At 68.0% G+C, this 17,793-nt stretch carries 15 protein-coding genes and 1 pseudogene; 8 read left to right on the top strand and 8 right to left on the bottom strand.

What is annotated here, in order from left to right:
• Positions 1 to 20: 20 nt before the first annotated feature.
• Entirely contained in the window at positions 21 to 953 is a 933-nt protein-coding gene (locus LGM89_RS28145) for a 3-keto-5-aminohexanoate cleavage protein (protein WP_089497027.1), read from the top strand.
• A gap of 222 nt (positions 954 to 1,175) precedes the next feature.
• On the top strand, positions 1,176 to 2,504 hold the full coding sequence (locus LGM89_RS28140) for an MFS transporter (protein ID WP_226274647.1): 1,329 nt from the start codon (positions 1,176 to 1,178) through the stop codon (positions 2,502 to 2,504).
• 65 nt (positions 2,505 to 2,569) lie between these two features.
• Here LGM89_RS28140 and LGM89_RS28135 read toward each other — a convergent pair whose 3' ends face one another.
• From LGM89_RS28135 to LGM89_RS28125, 3 genes and pseudogenes are all read right to left on the bottom strand, one after another.
• Positions 2,570 to 3,892, bottom strand: a complete 1,323-nt coding sequence (locus LGM89_RS28135) for a TIGR00366 family protein (RefSeq protein ID WP_039367294.1) — start codon at positions 3,890 to 3,892, stop codon at positions 2,570 to 2,572.
• 209 nt (positions 3,893 to 4,101) lie between these two features.
• Positions 4,102 to 5,436 (bottom strand): chloride channel protein, encoded by a 1,335-nt coding sequence (locus tag LGM89_RS28130; protein WP_089498134.1) that lies wholly within the window; start codon positions 5,434 to 5,436, stop codon positions 4,102 to 4,104.
• 165 nt (positions 5,437 to 5,601) lie between these two features.
• Positions 5,602 to 5,739, bottom strand: a pseudogene (locus tag LGM89_RS28125) (cytosine deaminase); the annotation flags it as partial.
• A gap of 258 nt (positions 5,740 to 5,997) precedes the next feature.
• Between LGM89_RS28125 and LGM89_RS28120 the strand changes: the two are divergent.
• Positions 5,998 to 7,140, top strand: a complete 1,143-nt coding sequence (locus tag LGM89_RS28120) for a porin (protein WP_226274646.1) — start codon at positions 5,998 to 6,000, stop codon at positions 7,138 to 7,140.
• Between the two features lie 216 nt (positions 7,141 to 7,356).
• Complete coding sequence (locus LGM89_RS28115; protein WP_226274645.1) at positions 7,357 to 7,659, top strand: DUF4148 domain-containing protein; 303 nt, start codon at positions 7,357 to 7,359, stop codon at positions 7,657 to 7,659.
• A gap of 124 nt (positions 7,660 to 7,783) precedes the next feature.
• On the opposite strand, the gene LGM89_RS28110 is transcribed toward LGM89_RS28115, so the two are convergent.
• Positions 7,784 to 8,731, bottom strand: a complete 948-nt coding sequence (locus LGM89_RS28110) for a LysR family transcriptional regulator (RefSeq protein WP_089427555.1) — start codon at positions 8,729 to 8,731, stop codon at positions 7,784 to 7,786.
• Between the two features lie 200 nt (positions 8,732 to 8,931).
• On the opposite strand from LGM89_RS28110, the gene LGM89_RS28105 reads away from it, so the two are divergent.
• Complete coding sequence (locus tag LGM89_RS28105; protein ID WP_226274644.1) at positions 8,932 to 11,115, top strand: FUSC family protein; 2,184 nt, start codon at positions 8,932 to 8,934, stop codon at positions 11,113 to 11,115.
• A gap of 137 nt (positions 11,116 to 11,252) precedes the next feature.
• Positions 11,253 to 11,465, top strand: coding sequence for a hypothetical protein (locus tag LGM89_RS28100; RefSeq protein ID WP_069251508.1), 213 nt, complete (start codon positions 11,253 to 11,255; stop codon positions 11,463 to 11,465).
• 144 nt (positions 11,466 to 11,609) lie between these two features.
• Here the strand turns inward: LGM89_RS28100 and LGM89_RS28095 are convergent, their stop codons facing one another.
• The gene (locus tag LGM89_RS28095; protein WP_226274643.1) at positions 11,610 to 12,719 is read right to left on the bottom strand and encodes a P1 family peptidase; all 1,110 of its coding nucleotides are present in this window, start codon (positions 12,717 to 12,719) and stop codon (positions 11,610 to 11,612) included.
• A gap of 80 nt (positions 12,720 to 12,799) precedes the next feature.
• Positions 12,800 to 14,206 carry an APC family permease gene (locus LGM89_RS28090; protein WP_089497034.1) on the bottom strand — a complete coding sequence of 469 codons (1,407 nt, stop codon included), beginning with the start codon at positions 14,204 to 14,206 and terminating at the stop codon, positions 12,800 to 12,802.
• A 141-nt stretch (positions 14,207 to 14,347) separates the two neighbouring features.
• Between LGM89_RS28090 and LGM89_RS28085 the strand changes: the two genes are divergently transcribed.
• On the top strand, positions 14,348 to 15,148 hold the full coding sequence (locus tag LGM89_RS28085) for a helix-turn-helix transcriptional regulator (RefSeq protein WP_226274642.1): 801 nt from the start codon (positions 14,348 to 14,350) through the stop codon (positions 15,146 to 15,148).
• Between the two features lie 138 nt (positions 15,149 to 15,286).
• Positions 15,287 to 15,670, top strand: a complete 384-nt coding sequence (locus LGM89_RS28080) for a hypothetical protein (RefSeq protein ID WP_226274641.1) — start codon at positions 15,287 to 15,289, stop codon at positions 15,668 to 15,670.
• A gap of 75 nt (positions 15,671 to 15,745) precedes the next feature.
• Here the strand turns inward: LGM89_RS28080 and LGM89_RS28075 are convergent, their stop codons facing one another.
• Both LGM89_RS28075 and LGM89_RS28070 read right to left on the bottom strand, forming a co-directional pair.
• On the bottom strand, positions 15,746 to 16,063 hold the full coding sequence (locus LGM89_RS28075) for a panthothenate synthetase (RefSeq protein WP_089442549.1): 318 nt from the start codon (positions 16,061 to 16,063) through the stop codon (positions 15,746 to 15,748).
• A gap of 233 nt (positions 16,064 to 16,296) precedes the next feature.
• Positions 16,297 to 17,727: a cytochrome P450 gene (locus LGM89_RS28070; protein ID WP_226274640.1), complete on the bottom strand. Its 1,431-nt coding sequence runs from the start codon at positions 17,725 to 17,727 to the stop codon at positions 16,297 to 16,299.
• Between the last annotated feature and the right edge of the window lie 66 nt (positions 17,728 to 17,793).

The following is a 17,793-nucleotide window of genomic DNA, read 5'->3' as shown; positions in this document are numbered from 1 at the left end:
TCACCGAAAGGAATCCATCCGTGGCCAACGCTCGCAAAGTCATCATCACCTGTGCGCCGACCGGCGCGATCCATACGCCGTCGATGTCGCCGTACCTGCCCGTCACGCCGCACGAGATCGAAACGGCCGCCGTCGCGGCCGCCGAGGCCGGCGCAGCGATCCTGCATCTCCACGCACGCAATCCGTCCGACGGCAAGCCGACCCAGGATCCGGCCGTGTTCGCCGAATTCCTGCCGCGCATCAAGGCGCAAACCGACGCGGTGATCAACCTCACGTCGGGCGGCAGCCCGCACATGACGGTCGACGAACGCCTCCAGCCCGCGCTGCATTTCCAGCCCGAAGTCGCATCGCTGAACATGGGCTCGATGAACTTCGGGCTGTACCCGATGCTCGAGCGCTTTCGCGAGCTGAGGCATCCGTGGGAACGCGAACATCTCGAGAAGAGCCGCGACCTCGTGTTCAAGAACACATTCGCCGATATCGAAACGATCCTCACGCGCTGCGGGGCGAACGGCACGCGCTTCGAATTCGAGTGCTACGACATCTCGCACCTGTACAACCTTGCGCATTTTGTCGACCGCGGGCTCGCGAAGCCGCCGTTCTTCGTGCAAAGTGTGTTCGGCCTGCTCGGCGGGATCGGCGCACACCCGGAAGACCTGATGCACATGCGCCGCACGGCCGACCGCCTGTTCGGCAACGATTACGTGTGGTCGATCCTCGGCGCAGGCCGCAACCAGATTCCGCTGGCGACGATCGGGGCGGCCCAGGGCGCGAACGTGCGTGTCGGGCTCGAGGATTCGCTGTGGATCGCGCCGGGCAAGCTCGCGGAATCGAGCGCCGCGCAGGTCCTGAAAATGCGACAGGTGCTTGAAGGCCTGTCGCTCGAGATCGCGACACCGGCCGAGGCGCGCACGATGCTCGCACTCAAGGGCGGCGACGCGGTGAATTTCTGATCGCCGGGTAGCGCCCCAACACCAGAATCCGCAAGCGCAGTGACAAGGCGCCGGCCCGAGCCGGCCGGCGCCAGGACGCCCATCATCGCCCCGCTCCGTTCGAGCGCTGCCGGCGCGGCTCCGTCGTCTGCCCATCCGCTGCATGCATCGCAGCGGCATCTGCCGAACGCGGCGCACCGTGCTTGCCGTGCGCGCCGGTTCGCCCTTACCGGAGTCGTCCGCATGTCCACTCATCAGGCCCAGGCCCTGTCTTCCGCCGCCGGCGACGCGAGCGCGTCGCTGAACCGGCTGCTGTTCCGCAAACTCCTGCCGCTGCTGATCGCCGCGTATGTGATCAGCTTCCTCGACCGCACCAACATCGCGTTCGCCAAACATTCGATGGGGGTCGATCTCGGCATTTCGTCGGCCGCGTACGGACTCGGCGCGGGGCTGTTCTTCCTAACCTATGCGCTCTTCGAAATTCCGAGCAACCTGATCATGCATCGCGTCGGCGCGCGCTTCTGGATCACGCGGATCATGATCACGTGGGGTGCACTGTCGGTCGCGATGGCATTCGTCAGCGGCGAGACGTCGTTCTACGTGATGCGCCTGCTGCTCGGGGCCGCCGAAGCCGGCCTGTTTCCCGGCGTGATGCTGTACCTGACGTACTGGTTCGGCCGCGAGGAGCGTGCGCGCGCAACCGGCTATTTCCTGCTGGGCGTGTGCATCGCAAACATCGTCGGCGGGCCGCTGGCCGGCGCGCTGATCGAGCTCGACGGCACGCTCGGCTTCCGCGGCTGGCAATGGCTGTTCGTCGTCGAAGGCATTCCGGCGATCCTGCTCGCATTCGTCGTGTGGACACGGCTGCCGGATCGTCCGAGCACCGCGCCGTGGCTCTCCCCGGAAACCGGGCGTGCACTCGAACGCACGCTGGCCGCCGAGCAGGATGCGGGCGCCGGCGCGCACGGCGGCCATACGTTCGGCGCCGCGCTGCGCGATCCGCAGATCTGGCTCGCGATCTTCGCGTACTTCTGCCACCAGTTGACCATCTACACGGTGATTTTCTTCCTGCCGGGCATCATCGGCGCATCGGGACGCTTCTCGCCGTTCGCGGTCGGGTTGTTGACCGCGCTGCCCTGGCTCGCCGCCGCGTGCGGCGCCGCCACGCTGCCGCGCTTTGCGCGCGAGTCGCGGCATTCGCGCCGGATGCTGTGTGCGGGGCTGGTCGTGATGGCGGCCGGGATGGTCGGCGCCGCGCATGCGTCGCCTGCCGCGGGGCTCCTGTGCGTGTGCGTGGCCGCATTCATGTTCTTCGTCGTTCAGTCGATCGTCTTCACGTTTCCCGCGTCGCGGCTCGCCGGTAACGCACTGGCCGGCGGACTCGGACTAGTGAATACGTGCGGGTTGCTCGGCGGTTTCGTCGGACCGACCGTCGTCGGTGCGATCGAGCAGGCAACCGGCAATGCGAAGAACGGGTTGACGCTGCTGGCGGCCGCGCTCGTCATCGCGGCGTTCGCCAGCCTCGCGTTGCGGCACGGACACGAGCGGCCGGACGCGCGGTCGCACGGCTGACGGCCGGCCGGATTCGGGATCGCGAGAGGCGGACGTGTACGCCGCCCGTCTCTCGCGTCGCCCCGTCAGAACAGATACATCCCCGCGACGAACACGACGCCCGAGAACAGCAGCGTCGTCACGCAATACCCCATGATGTCGCGCACGCCGAGCCCGGCGATCGCCAGCGCGGGCAGCGCCCAGAACGGCTGCGCCATGTTGGTCCAGGCCTCGCCGTACGCAATCGCCATCGCGGCCTTGCCGAGATCCGCGCCGAGCGCCTGGGCCGCCGGCATCACGAACGGACCCTGCACGACCCAGTGGCCGCCGCCGGACGGCACCGCGAAATTGATCACGGCCGAGCTCAGGAACGCGAGCAGCGGGAACGTATGCACGTTCGCGATATCGACGAACCACTTCGTGATCACGCCCGCGAGCCCCGAGTGATCCATCAGCGCCTGGATGCCCGCGTAAAACGGAAACTGGATCATGATCCCCGATGCGCCGCGCGCCGCGCCGGCCACCGCGCGCGCATAGGCCATCGGCGTACGGTGCAGCAGGATGCCGGCCGCGAGGAACGCGAGGTTCACGGTGTCGATGTCGAGCGCGAAGCCCTTCTGCACGAATTTCAGCACGAGGAACGCCGCACACAGCGCCGCGACGAAAACCGACAGCAGGCGGCTTTCCTCCAGCCGTTCCGCAAACGTCGCATCGGGCCCGAGCTGGCGCTCGACGCTCGGCGGTTCGGCCAGCAGCGCCGGATCGACGCTGACGACGTCACCCGGCTTCGGCATCATCATGCGCGCGAGGAACGGCAGCATCACGATCAGGCCGATCGTGATGAACGCGTTGTAGCCGGTGAAGATCGTCTCCGACACGGGAATCAGCCCGATGGTTTTCTCCATCGGATTGCCCTTCGTGGCCGCGACGAGCGGGACCGAGCCCGACAAGCCGCCGTGCCAGCTCAGGAAGCCCATGTAGGCGGACGCAACGAGCAGCCGGTAATCGCTGCCGGCGACACGGCGCGCCACTTCGCGTGCGAGCATCGCGCCGAGCACGAGGCCGAAGCCCCAGTTGATTGCGCACGCGAGCGCGCCGACGAATGCAACGAGCATCACGCCCTGCCCCGGCGTGCGCGCGGTGCTCGCGAGCGCGACGAGCATGCGCTTCACGGGCGGCGAACTCGCAAGTGCGTGACCGGTGACGAGGATCATGACCATTTGCATCGAGAACGCGAGCAGGTTCCAGAAACCCGAACCCCACATCGTCGTGAGTTGCACGGGCGTATTCGGCGTGAGGCCGAACGCGAGCGCGAACGTGACGATCGTCAGCAGGATCGCGAAAATCAACGGGTCGGGCAACACGCGGTGGACCACCTGCGTGAAGAATTGGGAAATGCGCTGTATCAACTTGAGCTCCTCGTTTCCTGATAGGGACGTCCGCGCGTGTCGTTGTTGGTTGAGGCGCGGAAACGCGCGGATTCTTGCACAGAACCGGCGCACGCGCTTTGGAGCACGCGGCTACGATCGCGTGCTGGCGCGGATGGGGAAACGGGAGAGGAAAACAGCGACCGGCGGTGCGATCGGCACCGCCGGTGAAAAGGACGGAAGCGTGTGCGTCAGCGCACGGCGGTCGCAGGTGTGCTCATGGTTGCAACCGGATTCGCCCGCCGCTCCGCCAGCCGCTGCGCGAACCGGTACGCAACGAGCGAGCCGGCCACCGCAAGCAGCATCGGCACGAGGCTGTCGTGATCCGCGCGCGTGAATTCGAGCAGCAGCACGACCGCCGTGATCGGCATCTGCATCGACGCGGCGAGAAACGCGGTCGCACCGATCAGTGCGCATCCGCCGATCGACGCGCCCGGCCATACAAGGCTCCACAACCCGCCGAGCACGACGCCGAGCAGCGCACCGTTCGCGAGGCCCGGTGTCAGCAGCCCCCCTTCCGCACCCGCCCGCAGGCTGCCGGCCTCGATCAGCACCTTCAGCACGAGCAGCGCCGCGGCGAGGCCGATCGTCAACGTGCCGTCGAAGCCCAGCGACGCCGGGCCCTTGCCGTTGCCGAGCAATGACGGAAACCCCATCGCGAGCACGCCGATCATCGCGAAGTTGATCAGTGCGAGCACCGGCAACCGCCCGTCTTTCGGCGCGTTCGCCCGGGCACGTGTGGTGAGCCGCACGAAGCCGTACGCGGCAAGGCCGAACAGCGGACCGCAGACGATCGACCACGCCACCAGCGGCGTGCTCAGCACGAACGGCGGCACCGTGTACTGGTGCTCGTTGCCGAGGCCGATCCACGCAACGGCCGCGGCGATCGCCGACGTCGCGACCGCCACGACCAGCGCACGCAGTTCGAACGTGCCGAGCAGCACTTCGAGCACGAAGATCGCCCCGCCGAGCGGCACGTTATAGACGGCCGCGAGCCCCGCACCGGCACCGCACGCGACCATCAGCCGGCAGTCGTCGGGCGTGAGCCCCGCCGCGTGCGCAAACCGCCCGGCAAGCAGCGAACCGATCTCGCGCGGCGCGACTTCGCGGCCGAGCGGCGAGCCGAGCGCGACGGTGACGATCTGCAGCAGCGCGTGAACCGTCGTGCTGACGACCGGCATCCGCGGATCGGCTGCACGCACTGCGCGGCGAATACTGACGAGCGGCCGGCCATACCGGTACAACGCCCACCAGCCGCCGCCGGCGACGATCCCGCAGACGACCAGCACCGCGAGGCGGCGCAGCGGATCGGCGCCGGTCACGCCGGTGAGGAAGCTCTCGGGGCCGATCACGTGCGCGACGCTGTAGCCGTACGCGACGTGCTGGATCGCATGCAGCAGCAGTGCGAGCAGCATGCCGCCGAGGCCCGCGCCGACGCCGGTCAGGATCGCGACGACGGCCACGCGCGCGAACGGGCTGGCGGCCGGCGAGGAGGATGCGGGGGCGGATGGGAGATCGGGGCGCATGGGATCGGCGAATGGAATCGAAAAGACGGCGCGCAACATGCACGCCGCCGTCAGGACCGCATCGTAGGCCGGCGTCCCATCATGAGACAAACGTATTTTTCGAATTGACTGATGCATTTTGTGAATACATGGCGTCTGACGGGCCCAAATCGCCCGCCGTTCACCTCAATCCGGATATATGACGCGCTCAGGTTCGCACCGCAGGATCGCCCTCCCTTGACAGATCGACAGCGTGGCCTTGGCCTGTCGCCGCACCGCTTCGTCGTCGCTGTCCGCATCAAGCACGACGGGATTCGCCGGACGCGCCGATCAACCGCCGTACCGCACGGCGCGCATGTTGCAACGACGCGACAGGCGCGCCTCGATGAACGGCTGCCGCCCGCACACGATCACGCAAAAACCGCCGGCGTCACGCGCGCGCGGCACATCGTGTCAGTTTTGTGAAGGACTCTTGCGGGATCCGGAAAGGTGCGCTCGCCGCCCCGGCGGCCTTGCGCGCGCGATGCGCCCCTACACTTGCGCCGAACTTTCGTTCCCAGTCCCACACGCAGGAGCCCTGACTTGAAAAAAACCCTCATCGCCGGCGCATGCACCGCCGCCCTGTTCGCCCCGCTCGCTCACGCACAGAGTTCGGTCACGCTGTACGGCCTGATCGACGCCGGCATCGTCTACACCAACAACGCCAACGGCGCGTCGCTGTGGCGCCTGAACAGCGGCACCGTCAACGGCAGCCGCGTCGGGTTTCGCGGCACCGAGGATCTCGGCGGCGGCCTGAAGGCGCTGTTCGTGCTCGAGAACGGCTTCAACGTGAACAACGGCGGGCTCGGGCAGGACGGCAAGCTGTTCGGCCGCCACGCGTACGTCGGCCTGAGCCAGAACGGCTTCGGCACGCTGACGCTCGGCCGCCAGTACGACACGATGGTCGACTTCGTCGCGCCGCTGTCGGCCACGGCCGGCGATTTCGGCGACGCGAGCTTCGCGCATCCGTTCGACAACGACAACCTGAACCACTCGCTGCGCATCAACAACGCGGTCAAGTACACGAGCGAGACCTATGCGGGCTTCAAGGTCGGCGCGATGGTCGCGTTCTCGAACGCGACCAACTTCGGCGCGAACCGCGCGTACAGCGTCGCGGCGAGCTACACGAACGGCCCGTTGAAGCTGGCCGGCGCGTACCTGCAGATGAACGGCACGAAGGGCTCGACGAGCGCGAGCCCCGGCGCGACCGATGCGGCCGAAGCGAAGAGCCTGAACCAGGGCGGCTGGTCGATCGGCTCGGACCGCATGCGTTCGTACGGCGGCGGCATCAGCTACGGGTTCGGCCCGGCCACCGTCGGCTTCGTCTATACGCGTTCGCAGTACGACAACACGGGCTCGTTCGGCTCGACCGGCCAGGTCGCGTTCAACAACTACGACGTGAACGTGCGCTATGCGGTGACGCCGGCCGTCAGCCTCGGCGCGGCCTACGTGTACACGGACGCCAGCGTGTCGAACCCCGACAGCAAGCACGGCACCGATCCGAAATGGCACCAGGTCGACCTGCAGGCCGTCTACAAGCTGTCGCGCCGCACGGACGTCTACGCGGAAGCGATGTATCAGCACGCAGCGGGCCGCGGCTACCAGGCGTTCATCAACGGCTCGGGCGGCGCATCGAGCACGGCGAACCAGATCGTCGGCACGATCGGCATGCGCACGCGCTTCTGACCGGCGCGATGCGTCGCCGCCCGCCGGCCACGAACCCGCGTTCGCACGCGGGTTCGCCGGCCGCGGGCGGCGTCGATCAATGTTGTGCCATCTGGAAGGCAGCCTGCCTGGAATCGGGGTTTTTGCGCGCGGGGGCGCTGCGTAGACTGCCTGCAAAGGTCGGGGTCACGCATCGCGCGTCGAACCGGCCGCCCACCCCGTCCCCAGGAGAACCTCGTGAAATCGCTCGTCGTTACCGCCGCCGCTGCCGTCCTGCTCGTTGCACCGGCCCTGTCTTTCGCCCAGTCGGCCCAGTCGCCTGTCACGCGCGCGCAAGTGCTGCAGGAGCTGATCGATCTCGAGTCGGTCGGCTACAACCCGGCGCGCGGCGAGATCAACAACTATCCGGACGACATCATGGCGGCGCAGGAACGACTCCACGAAAAGCGTCTCGCGGAACAGAAGGCCGCGCAGGCCGCCTACGGCCACGCCGGCGCACCGGCGACGGAATCGGGCGTGGCGGCCAAGCCCGCGCTGTAACGGCATGACGAAGCGCCGCGCCCGCGTGAACGATGTCATGCAGGCGCGGCGCGGTTGCGTTCGCTCGATTGGCTTGAAGAGAAGACACCGGCGGTGCGGCAATGCGCCGGTACGCGCCTGCCGCTCAGGCGGCCTGCGGTTCGCGATCGATCGCGTTCAGCATCTCGACGTCGCGCGCGATCATCCCCGGCACCTGGGCCCGCAGCATCTCGACCCAGGTCCGCACCTTCGCATCGACGAAGCGGCGCGACGGATACAGCGCATACACGTTCATCTTCTGCAGGATATGCGCGGGCAGCACGCGGACGAGCGTGCCGTCGCGCAGCGCGTCGATCGCCGAGTACAGCGGCAGCATGCCGATCCCGATGCCGTCGCGGATGGCAAGGGCAAGCGATTCGGCCGTATTGGTCTGCACCGGCCCCGCGACGTGGATCTGCTCGACGCCTTCCGGCCCTTCGAGCACCCATTCGTGCGTCGGGAACGCCGGCGTGCACAACGTCAGGCACGCGTGCGCGGCGAGATCCTGCGGGCGTACCGGCGCGCCGTGGCGTTTCACGTAATCGGGCGACGCACACAGGATGCTGAAGGTCGAGCCGAGCAGGTGCGACACGAGTTCCGAATCGGGCAGCGACGACGCGGTCACGACGGCCATGTCGCTCGTGCCGTCGAACAGGTCGGGCATGCGCTGCGACAACGACAGTTCGATCGACACGTCCGGGAACTGCGCGTGATAGCGCGTCAGCGCGGGCAACACATAGTGATGGCCGACGCTCGCGAAGCTGTGCATGCGCAGCACGCCGGCCGGCCGTTCGTGCGCGCAGCTCGCCTCTTCTTCCGCGCGGTCGACGTCGGCGAGGATCTGGCGGCAGCGCCGCAGATAGCTTTCGCCGGCCGACGTGAGCGCGAGACGGCGCGTCGAACGATTCATCAGACGGGTGCGCAGGCGCGCCTCGAGCTCCGACACCGCGCGCGACATCGCGCCCGTCGTCGAATTCAGCGATTGCGCGGCGGCGGTGAAACTGCCCGTCTCGACGACGCGCGAAAACACCCGCATGTTTTGTAGGGTATCCATTCCTGTGAGCAACCTGTAGCGGAGCCGCTATTTTCCTCCACGGGATGCGACAGATTGTTACTCCGGCTGCAACTATCGTTTCCCCGAAGCTGCGTTAATGCGCGGGCGCCGCCCTCCTACAATCGGCGCCTCAACAGTCGAACGGACCCGTTCGGACGCGCCGCGCACCGTGCCGGCCCCGTACCGCCCCCCCCCTTTTCATGAAGCCACAACCTGCGATCGAGCGCCCTTCCATCGAACCGGCACGATGGAGAACCTGGCTCGATCCACTCGGCGACGCGGCGCGCGACTGGGCCGCGAGCGACGGGCTGATCTGGCTGCACCTCGCGAAAACCGTGTTCGCGGCGCTCCTCGCGATGGGCATCGCGATGCGCCTGGAGATGTCGCAGCCGCGCACGGCGATGACGACCGTGTTCGTGCTGATGCAGCCGCTGTCGGGGATGGTGTTCGCGAAGAGCTTCTACCGCGTGCTCGGCACGGCGGCCGGCCTCGTCGCCGCGCTCGCGCTCGGCGGTCTGTTCGCGCAGCAGCCCGAGCTGTACATGGCCGGCATCACGCTGTGGATCGGCACCTGCATCGCGCTCGCGGTGCGCAACCGCCACTTCCGCTGGTACGGCTTCGTGCTGGCCGGCTATACGGCCGCGCTGATCGGCCTGCCGTCCGTGATGACCCCGCAGACGCTGTTCCAGTCCGCGCTGACCCGCGCCGCGGAAGTCGCACTCGGCATCGCGTGCTCGGGCGCGGTCAGCGCGCTGATCCTGCCGCTCAGCTCCGCGAAGGCATTGATGCGTTCGCTGGGCACCCGTCATGCGACGTTCGCGGCATTCACGGCCGGCGCACTCGCCGGCGACGTCGCGCGCGGCGATTTCGAGCGGCGCTTCGCCGATTTTGTCGACGACATCGTCGGCTTCGAGGCCAACCGCGCGTTCGCGTCGTTCGAGGATCCGCACATTCGCGCGCGCAGCCGCCGCCTCGCGCGGCTGAACAGCGAGTTCATGAACGCGTGCACGCGGCTGCATGCGCTGCATCAGCTCGTCAAGCGATTGCGCGCCAATGGCTCCGACGCGGTGCTCGATGCGCTGGCGCCGCACGTCGATGCGCTTGCGCAACGCTTCGCCGCGCTGCGCGACGAGCAGCAGCGCGGCATCGCGCCGGCCGCCGACGCACTGCTCGAGCTGCGCCGCTTCCACAGCGCGTTGCCGAAAGCGGCCCGCGCGTCGCGGCGAACCATCGAGGCGCATGCGGCCGGCGGCCTGCTCGACTTCGATACCGCGATCGAGCTGCTGTACCGCTTCATCGGCGAATATCTCGGCTACGCCGACACCTATGCGTCGCTCGACCAGGACGATCATGCATTCGAACGCTCGGTCACGCACTACGCGGTGAAGACCAATTCGTTCTTCGTCGGGTTCGCGTTCCTGCGCACGATCGTCGCCGTCGGCGCGATGAGCGCATTCTGGCTCGCGTCCGAATGGCCGAGCGGACCGCTCGCCGTGATCGCCACCGCGATTGCGTGCGCGCTCAGCTCGACGTCGCCGCGCGCGCCGAAGTTCGTCGCGCAGATGAGCGTCGGCGCGGCGTTCGCGACCGCGGTCGGCTACGTGTACCTGTGCTACGTGTATCCGAACATCGAAGGGTTCCCGCTGCTGTGCGCCGCGCTCGCGCCGGTGCTCGGCCTCGGCGCGTTTCTCGCGATGCGGCCGGGCTTGTCCGGCTACGGGATCGGCTTCGCGGTGTTCTTCTGCCTGCTCGCGGGGCCCGACAACGTGATCGCCTATACGCCCGAGCTGCTGATCAACAACGGGCTGGCGATCGTCGTCGCGATGCTCGCGTGCTCGCTCGTGTTCGCGGTCGTCTTTCCTACCCACATGCCATGGCTCACGGGCCGCATCGCGCACGACCTGCGCCGTCAGGTCACGCTGGCGTGCGAAGGGCCGACGGAGCGCCTCGCGCAGCGCTTCCAGTCGAGCACGCACGACCTGATGGCGCAACTGCGCACGCTGCTCGTGCGGCGCACGCGACAGCATCGCGACGCGCTGCGCTGGATGCTGTCGACGCTCGAGGTCGGCCACGCGGTGATCGACCTGCGCGACGAACTGAACGCGTTCTGCGCATCGAAACCGCCGCAAACGCTGCGCTGGACCGGCTCGATCGACGCGGTGCTGCACGAGTTGCCGCGCTTCTTCGACGACCCGACGCCCGGCCACCACGCGCGCACGCTGAAATCGGTGAACCTGGCGATCCGCGCGGCGCAGCACACGCTAGAGGCGTGGTATGCGGTGCCCGACGAGCGGCACCGGATGCAGCGCATCGTCGGCTGCTTGCACTTCATGCGCAGCGCGCTGCTCGACAAGGATGCGCCGTTCAACCGGCACCGCCATTGACGATCGGTGCGCGCGCAACGGGATCCTTGTTCCGGATGGAAATAAGCTCTACAGCCGCGGTGATTAATCTTTAAGCAGTGCGAGCCTATAGTGTCCTCACTGCCAGCGAGACTGGCACCCACCCAGGAGAAACCCAAATGAAGCCGCTGCACCTCGCCCTCGTTGCCCTGTCGCTCACCGCTGCTGTTGCTCACGCACAGCCGGCACCGGCAGACGTCGCACAGCAACCGGCGAACCGCGCTGAAGCCGTGAAGGCCGCCGGTCGTGTCGATCGTTCGCAATCGAAGCAGGAAGACCCGAACGCGTGTGTCGGCCCCGTCAGCTTCTGCAACATCTACTTCGGCAGTTGAGCATGACGCCGCGTCGTCACGGCCAGGCCCGCACCGCCCGCGTTGCATCCATGGGCGAGCGGCGGCCCGGCCGATCGCGGCCCGGCCGATCGCCGCATCGCCGCTCCCTTCCGCGCCGCTTCGATTGAAGCGGCGCATGCCGTTTCAGGCGCCGCGCCCCGGCCGCCAGCCCACCTCGCGCAACGCATCCAGCAAGCGCGCCTGCCCCAGCCCTTCGACCCGCGCCCCGCGCGACTCGACGTCGCCGCCCGCGACGAGCGCATTCACGATCGCTTCCTCCACCGCTTCCGCCGCCGCGACGAACAGCGCGGAAATATGGTCGTTGTTGACCATCTTCACGCCGGTGGTCGGCGCGCCCTTGCTGCCGTAGTTCGCCGCCGGCAGGCCGTCGTTGCCTGATGCGAACGCCAGGAAGATGTCGCCGCTCGAATCCTCCGTACCGCCGCCTGCCCGCGCCAGCCCGACGCTCGCGCGCTGGGCAAGACGCGTGCACTGGTGCGGCAGCAGCGGCGCGTCGGTCGCGATCGTCACGACGATCGAGCCCATCCCGGCCTCGCCTTGCGCGCCTGGCGCGCGGAACGGCGACGGCACGTGCCGCAGCACTTCGCCGACCGGATAACCCGCCACGCGCAGCATCTCGCGCACGCCGTAGTTCGCCTGCACGAGCGCGCCGACGGTCCAGCCGCCCGCATCGGCCGCGAGCACGCGCGACGCGGTGCCGATGCCGCCCTTGAACTCGTGGCAGATCATCCCCGTGCCGCCACCCACGCCGCCTTCGGCAACCGGCCCCGACTGCGCGGCGGCCAGCGCGCGCTGCACATGCGCGGCGCTCACGTGCTGGCCCCAGATGTCGTTCAGCAGCCCGTCGTAGGTTTCCATCACGACCGGCATGCACCAGTACACGCGGCCGGCCGCCGCTTCGCGCTCGTTCGCGACGAGCGCATCGCGCACCGCGCCGACGCTGTGCGTGTTCGTATAGGCGATCGGCGTGGTCAGCAGGCCGGCCTCGCGGATCCATTCGAGCCCCGTCGCGTCGCCGTTGCCGTTCAGCACGTGCACGCCCGCGAAGCACGGCGAATCGTGCGCCGCGCCCGCGCGCGGCTCGATGACGGTGACGCCGGTGCGGATCGACGCGTCGCCATTCTCGACGTTCAGCGTGCAATGTCCGACCCGCACGCCCGGAACGTCCGTGATCGCGTTGAAGCGGCCCGGCGTGCCGAGTCCGATGCGGATGCCGAGATCCCTCGTGCGCATGATGCAATTCCTCCAGTCTTTCAGTAGTTCGATGATTCAGTGTTTCGATGTTTCGGTACGGCAAGCTTTCGATCCCGCGCTCAGAGCGCGCGGAAGGCTTCGCTGTGGCGCGCCCAGACCGCATACATCACGAGCGCGGCGACCAGCAGCCCCGCGATGATGATCAGGTCGGTCGGCTTCGTGGCCGTTGCGAGCGTGGTGTAGAGCGTATACGCGGCGCCGATTACCGCCACGAGCGGCGTCACGGGCCACAACGGCATCCGGTAATGATGTTCGACGTCACGGCGCACGAAGCGGCTCGCGAGCGCGGCCAGTCCGACGACCAGATAGATCAGCAGCAGCAGGTCGACCGTGAACGCGGTCAGCTCGTCGAGGCTCGACACGAACACGAGCCCCGCCGACGGCACCGCGAGCGCGATCGTCGCGAGCCACGGCGATTCGAAGCGCGGGTGAATCGTCGAGAAGGCGCGGTTGCAGGTGCGCGACCAGAGCGCGTGCCGGCCGCTGCTGTACAGCAGCCGGCCCATCGTGATCACGATCGCGATGATCGCGTTGAACACCGACAGGAAGATTCCGCCGCTGACCACGCGCGACACGGCCGGGTTGCTCAGCGAACGCACGACATAGCCGATCGGGTCGGCGCTCTTCGTCAGCTCCGTCAGCGACGGCGCACCGAGCACGATCGCGGTGAGCGGAATCAGTTCGACGACGAGGATCACGAGCAGCGAGTAGATCACCGCCTTCGCGACATTGCGGTTGCCGCCGCGCAGGTCTTCCGCGAGATAGGCGGCCGAGCCGAAGCCGTTGTAGCAGAAGATCGCGGTGCCGATCGCCGGGACGATCGCGGCCAGCGTCGCCGGCACGAGCGCGTTGCCGCTCGCGACGACCGGCGCGATCAGCGCGTCGGCGCCGCGATGCGGCGAACCGAAGCCGAGGCCCGCGATCAGCATCAGCACGCCGATCTCGACGACGAGAAACGCGCCCGTGATCCACGCGTTCGTCTTGATGTTCAGCATGCCGAGCAGGTAGCTGAGCAGCACGATCGTCAGCGCGACCGATTGGTTGCTGAAATGCGTGCCGAGCGCGTTGTTCAGGTAGGGCGCGGCGCCGCTCGCGAGCACGGCGGGGATGAACACGCTGACGGACAGCACCGTGATGAAGGTCAGGTAGCCGGGCAGCGTGCCGAACACACGCTTGGCCATCACGTACTCGCCGCCGGCGCTGCGGTGCGCGGCGCTGAGCTCCGCATAGCAGAGCGCGAACGCCAGCGCGAGCACGCCGCCGAGCAGGAACGACAGCACGGCGCCGCTGCCGGCCTGCTGGATCGCGAACGGCGCGATCACGAAGATCGAGCTCGCGGGCGTCACGCCCGAGACGGTGATCATCACCGCATCGCGCACGCTGAGCGTCTGCGACAGCGCGCGCGGCGCGTCTTCCGTTGCAGGCGCCGCTTGCAGCGTGCCCGTCGATTCCGACATCATCGCCATTTCGTTCTCCTGTGCTTGGGCCAATCCTTTGCCACTTTTTTTTGAACGCCCATACTCGGGCCCGATTGATTGCGTGGCAGTCTAGGAAGCCAATTTCAGGACCGCTATTCCCCCTTCGTGTTACGCCCTTCCGGTGGTGGTATGGATCGTCTCTTTTCCGAAATCGCGATGCACCAGGCGCTCGGCCGCGCAATCGATCATCTCGGCCAGCCGCGCTTCTGGCGGTTCCTGGTGCTGCTGCTCAATGAAATGGTGCCGTTCGACAACGCGCTCGCGACCGCGATCGGCCGCGACGGCGTGCCGCTCGTGCTCGACGAATACGACACCGGCGGCACCGATGTCGCATCGCCGGTGCCGCTCTACCTGAACGGCTTGTATCTGCTCGACCCGTTCCTGCAGGCCGCGCACGACGGGCTCGCCGACGGCTGCTACCGGCTCGAGGAAGTCGCGCCCGACCTGTTCCGGCAGAGCGAATATTTCCTGAGCTACTTCCGCGATGCGGTCGGCGACGACGAGATCCAGATCCTCGTGCGGCCGAACGCCGACACGCTGCTGTCGCTGTCGCTCGGTGCGGGCACGCGGTTCGACGTCGAGCCGCTCGGCAAGCTGACGGCCGCGATGCCGTGGGTGCTCGCGGCGATCCGGCAGCACTGGCGGCTCGTGGGCGACGCGGCGCGCGCGACGCCCGATGCCGATCTCGGTGCGCGGGTCGAGCAGGCGCTTGCCCGCTTCGGCGCGGGCGTGCTGACCGATCGCGAGATGTCGATCGCGCGAATGGTGCTGCGCGGCAATTCGTCGAAGGCGATTGCCGAGCGGCTGGCGATCTCCCCCGAAACGGTGAAGGTGCACCGGCGGCATTTGTACGCGAAGCTCGGGATTGCGTCGCAGCCCGAGCTGTTTTCGCGCTTCATCCAGGCGCTGGGGGAAGACGCGGCCGGATGACGGCATCGGTGCCGACGGAGGGCAACCGGCGTGGAATCGGGCACACTCCGTGAAACGCCGCATGCCGCGGTCATCCGGTAAGGCCGATGCGGATGCACCGTCGACAACAGGATTGCCCGACAACAGGAGCCCCGATTCATGTCGCTCATTCCGATCATCGGACTTGGCTGGCTGCTGCTGTGCGCGATCAGTGCCGCATCGATCGTGCTCATCCCGCCGGTGGTGCTGGTCGCTTGCCTGATGGGCAAGCACGTCTGGTCGATCCTGACCCGCGGCCGGCTGCAGTTCGCGTTCCTGGCCTATCTCGGTTCAGCGCCGGTGCCGGCCGTCTTCACGTTCCTGCTAGAGGCCGGCGCCTCGGCCGGGAGTCACGGCGGCGTGGCGTCCGACAGCCTGCGCCGATGGAACGAACAGTGCTTTTTCGTGTTCGTCGCTGCCGCGGCACTGAGCGGCCTGCTGTTGCTGGTGCGGCCGAAGGACGGGCAAACAGCGAACGCCGAACCGTCGAAGCCTGCGCGATAGCCGGTACGCGAACGACGGCGCAACAAACCGCCTGCCCGGGTCTCGAGCAGGGGGATCGTCATGCGCCGATTCCCGCTACGTCTGTGTCGACTTCCACGTCGCGCCGATCTGCGCGAGCCCGGCGTTCTTGAGATCGTCCGGCAACATCACCACGCGGAACTCGCAATCCGCATTCAGCATCAGGAACCACGGCTCCGCGAGCGCCGGGATCTGTGACGGATCATTCAGGTCGACGATCACGACCGCCCCGCGCCCGCCGTTCTGCTCCGTGAAATACACGGCCTCGGGCTTGACCGCTTCGAGTATTCGCCCGATCACGTCGCCGACGCTGCCGTCGCGCACCAGCGTGTTGAACGGCTCGTGAGGGATTCGTATGTTGAGAAGCATGCGCATGACCCGCCTCCTTGAGCTGAGCCCGACCTGGGCCCTTCAAGCATAGGTGCTGCGCGATGCCGCGCCAGCGGCGTCGAAGGCAGCGGCCGGCACGCATTCACATTCCGACGATTCGATTGCGTTGTGTGTCGCGAACGGCAAGCGTTCGCGACGCGCGAATCAGCCGAGCCTGCCGTCGCGTTCGATATCTGCCGTCGACTCAGCGGCACGCTCGCCCGGCCACGCCGACCACATCACGCGGAACACCCATCCGCCGCCGGCGCGATCGCGAGATGCAGCGGCCGGTCCGGCCGCAGCGTCACGTTCAGCACCGGCCGCGGCGGCACCCTGCCGGGCGGCGCCGACAACGCGTAGCGCTGCAGGATCATCGCCGCGACGACCGTCATTTCCGTCATCGCCAGATGCTGCCCGAGACACACGCGCGGGCCCGTGCCGAACGGCATGTAGGTTCCGCGCGGTGCGGCCGGCGCGTCGTCGGCAAAACGCTCGGGGCGAAATACGTCGGGTGCGTCGAACCATCTCGCATCGCGCTGCATGAGTTGCAGCGGCAGCATGAACAGCGTCCGCGCGGGAAACTGCCACGGCCCCAGCACGATCGGCCGCGACGCGCGGCGGCTGATCAGCATCGGCGCGGACGGATACAGGCGCAGCGTTTCCTCGAGCGTGTGCGTCAGGTAGCGTAGCGACGCTCGCGTCTCGGCGGACGGTGCGCAACCGCCCAGCACGCGCGACACTTCATCGCGCGCGGCGGCCTGCGCCGCCGGATTCGTCGCCATGCACCACGCCCACCAGGTCAGTGCCCCAGCCGTCGTCTCGTGGCCCGCGAGGAACGCGGTCATGCATTCGTCGTGCACGGCCTGCAACGGCCATCGCCGCGCGTCGTCCCGATGCAGCCGCAACAGACGCGACAGCAGATCGTCGGGCCACGCACGCGCCGGCAGGTCGAGACGCGCATGCAGTTGCCGGTCGATCAGCCCGTTCAGCACGGCCATCGCCCGTGCCTTGCCGCGCTTCCACGGCACCCAGTCCGGCGTGCTCGCGGGCCAGTAAAAATCGGCGTTGGCCGCCGCGCTCACCGCGCGCACGGCTTCCTCGGCCGCACGTGCGTCGTCGCCGATCGCGTCGGAGAACATCGTGCGCATGATCACGTCCATCGCCAGCGACGTCAGCGCGCTTTCGATCGGCCAGTCCGGATCGCGCGCGGGCCACTGCGCGAGCGCATGTCCGGCCGTCGCCGCGATCGACGGCACGAACGTCTGCACCGCCTTCGGCATGAAATTCGGCTGCAACGCCTGCCGCTTGCCGCGCCACGCGTCGCCTTCGGCGATCAGCACGCTATGGCCGTGGACCTCCGCAAACACGCGGACGGCACGCTCCCAGCGCCCGAGCGCATCGTGATGCGTGACCAGGAGTTCGCGCACGAGCGCGGGATCGGTCACGACCACCGCATGCTCGGGCCACACGCGCACGTGCACGACGTCACCGTATGCGCGCTGCCAGCCGGCCAGCGTGCCGAGCAGGTCGCGCGACATCGCGCGCAGCAGCCCCCAACCCGTCAGGCCGGCAGGCGGCCCCGGCGGCCATACGCCGGGCGGGTGAAGCACGGGCGCCGCAGCAGCAGCGCCCGTATGGAATGGACATGAGGATGTGGATCGCGTGTTCATGGGCCGGATTGTCCGCACCGGCATGGCGGCGGTCTTGAACGCAAACGACATCGACACGCGTCGGGC

The sequence above is a fragment of the Burkholderia sp. AU31624 genome, from assembly GCF_020420065.1.
In the GTDB taxonomy this organism is placed as follows: Bacteria; Pseudomonadota; Gammaproteobacteria; order Burkholderiales; family Burkholderiaceae; genus Burkholderia.
The sequence above is the reverse complement of the archived record's forward strand: the minus strand, read 5'-3'. Positions and strand labels throughout refer to the sequence as shown.

What these genes read in the sequence shown, in the direction of transcription:
- LGM89_RS28140 (WP_226274647.1), top strand. Translation starts at nt 1,176, where the DNA reads ATGTCCACTCATCAGGCCCAGGCCCTGTCTTCCGCCGCCGGCGACGCG.
- LGM89_RS28130 (WP_089498134.1), bottom strand. Translation starts at nt 5,436, where the DNA reads ATGCGCCCCGATCTCCCATCCGCCCCCGCATCCTCCTCGCCGGCCGCC.
- LGM89_RS28110 (WP_089427555.1), bottom strand. Translation starts at nt 8,731, where the DNA reads ATGGATACCCTACAAAACATGCGGGTGTTTTCGCGCGTCGTCGAGACG.
- LGM89_RS28105 (WP_226274644.1), top strand. Translation starts at nt 8,932, where the DNA reads ATGAAGCCACAACCTGCGATCGAGCGCCCTTCCATCGAACCGGCACGA.
- LGM89_RS28100 (WP_069251508.1), top strand. Translation starts at nt 11,253, where the DNA reads ATGAAGCCGCTGCACCTCGCCCTCGTTGCCCTGTCGCTCACCGCTGCT.
- LGM89_RS28095 (WP_226274643.1), bottom strand. Translation starts at nt 12,719, where the DNA reads ATGCGCACGAGGGATCTCGGCATCCGCATCGGACTCGGCACGCCGGGC.
- LGM89_RS28090 (WP_089497034.1), bottom strand. Translation starts at nt 14,206, where the DNA reads ATGGCGATGATGTCGGAATCGACGGGCACGCTGCAAGCGGCGCCTGCA.
- LGM89_RS28085 (WP_226274642.1), top strand. Translation starts at nt 14,348, where the DNA reads ATGGATCGTCTCTTTTCCGAAATCGCGATGCACCAGGCGCTCGGCCGC.
- LGM89_RS28080 (WP_226274641.1), top strand. Translation starts at nt 15,287, where the DNA reads ATGTCGCTCATTCCGATCATCGGACTTGGCTGGCTGCTGCTGTGCGCG.
- LGM89_RS28075 (WP_089442549.1), bottom strand. Translation starts at nt 16,063, where the DNA reads ATGCGCATGCTTCTCAACATACGAATCCCTCACGAGCCGTTCAACACG.
- LGM89_RS28070 (WP_226274640.1), bottom strand. Translation starts at nt 17,727, where the DNA reads ATGAACACGCGATCCACATCCTCATGTCCATTCCATACGGGCGCTGCT.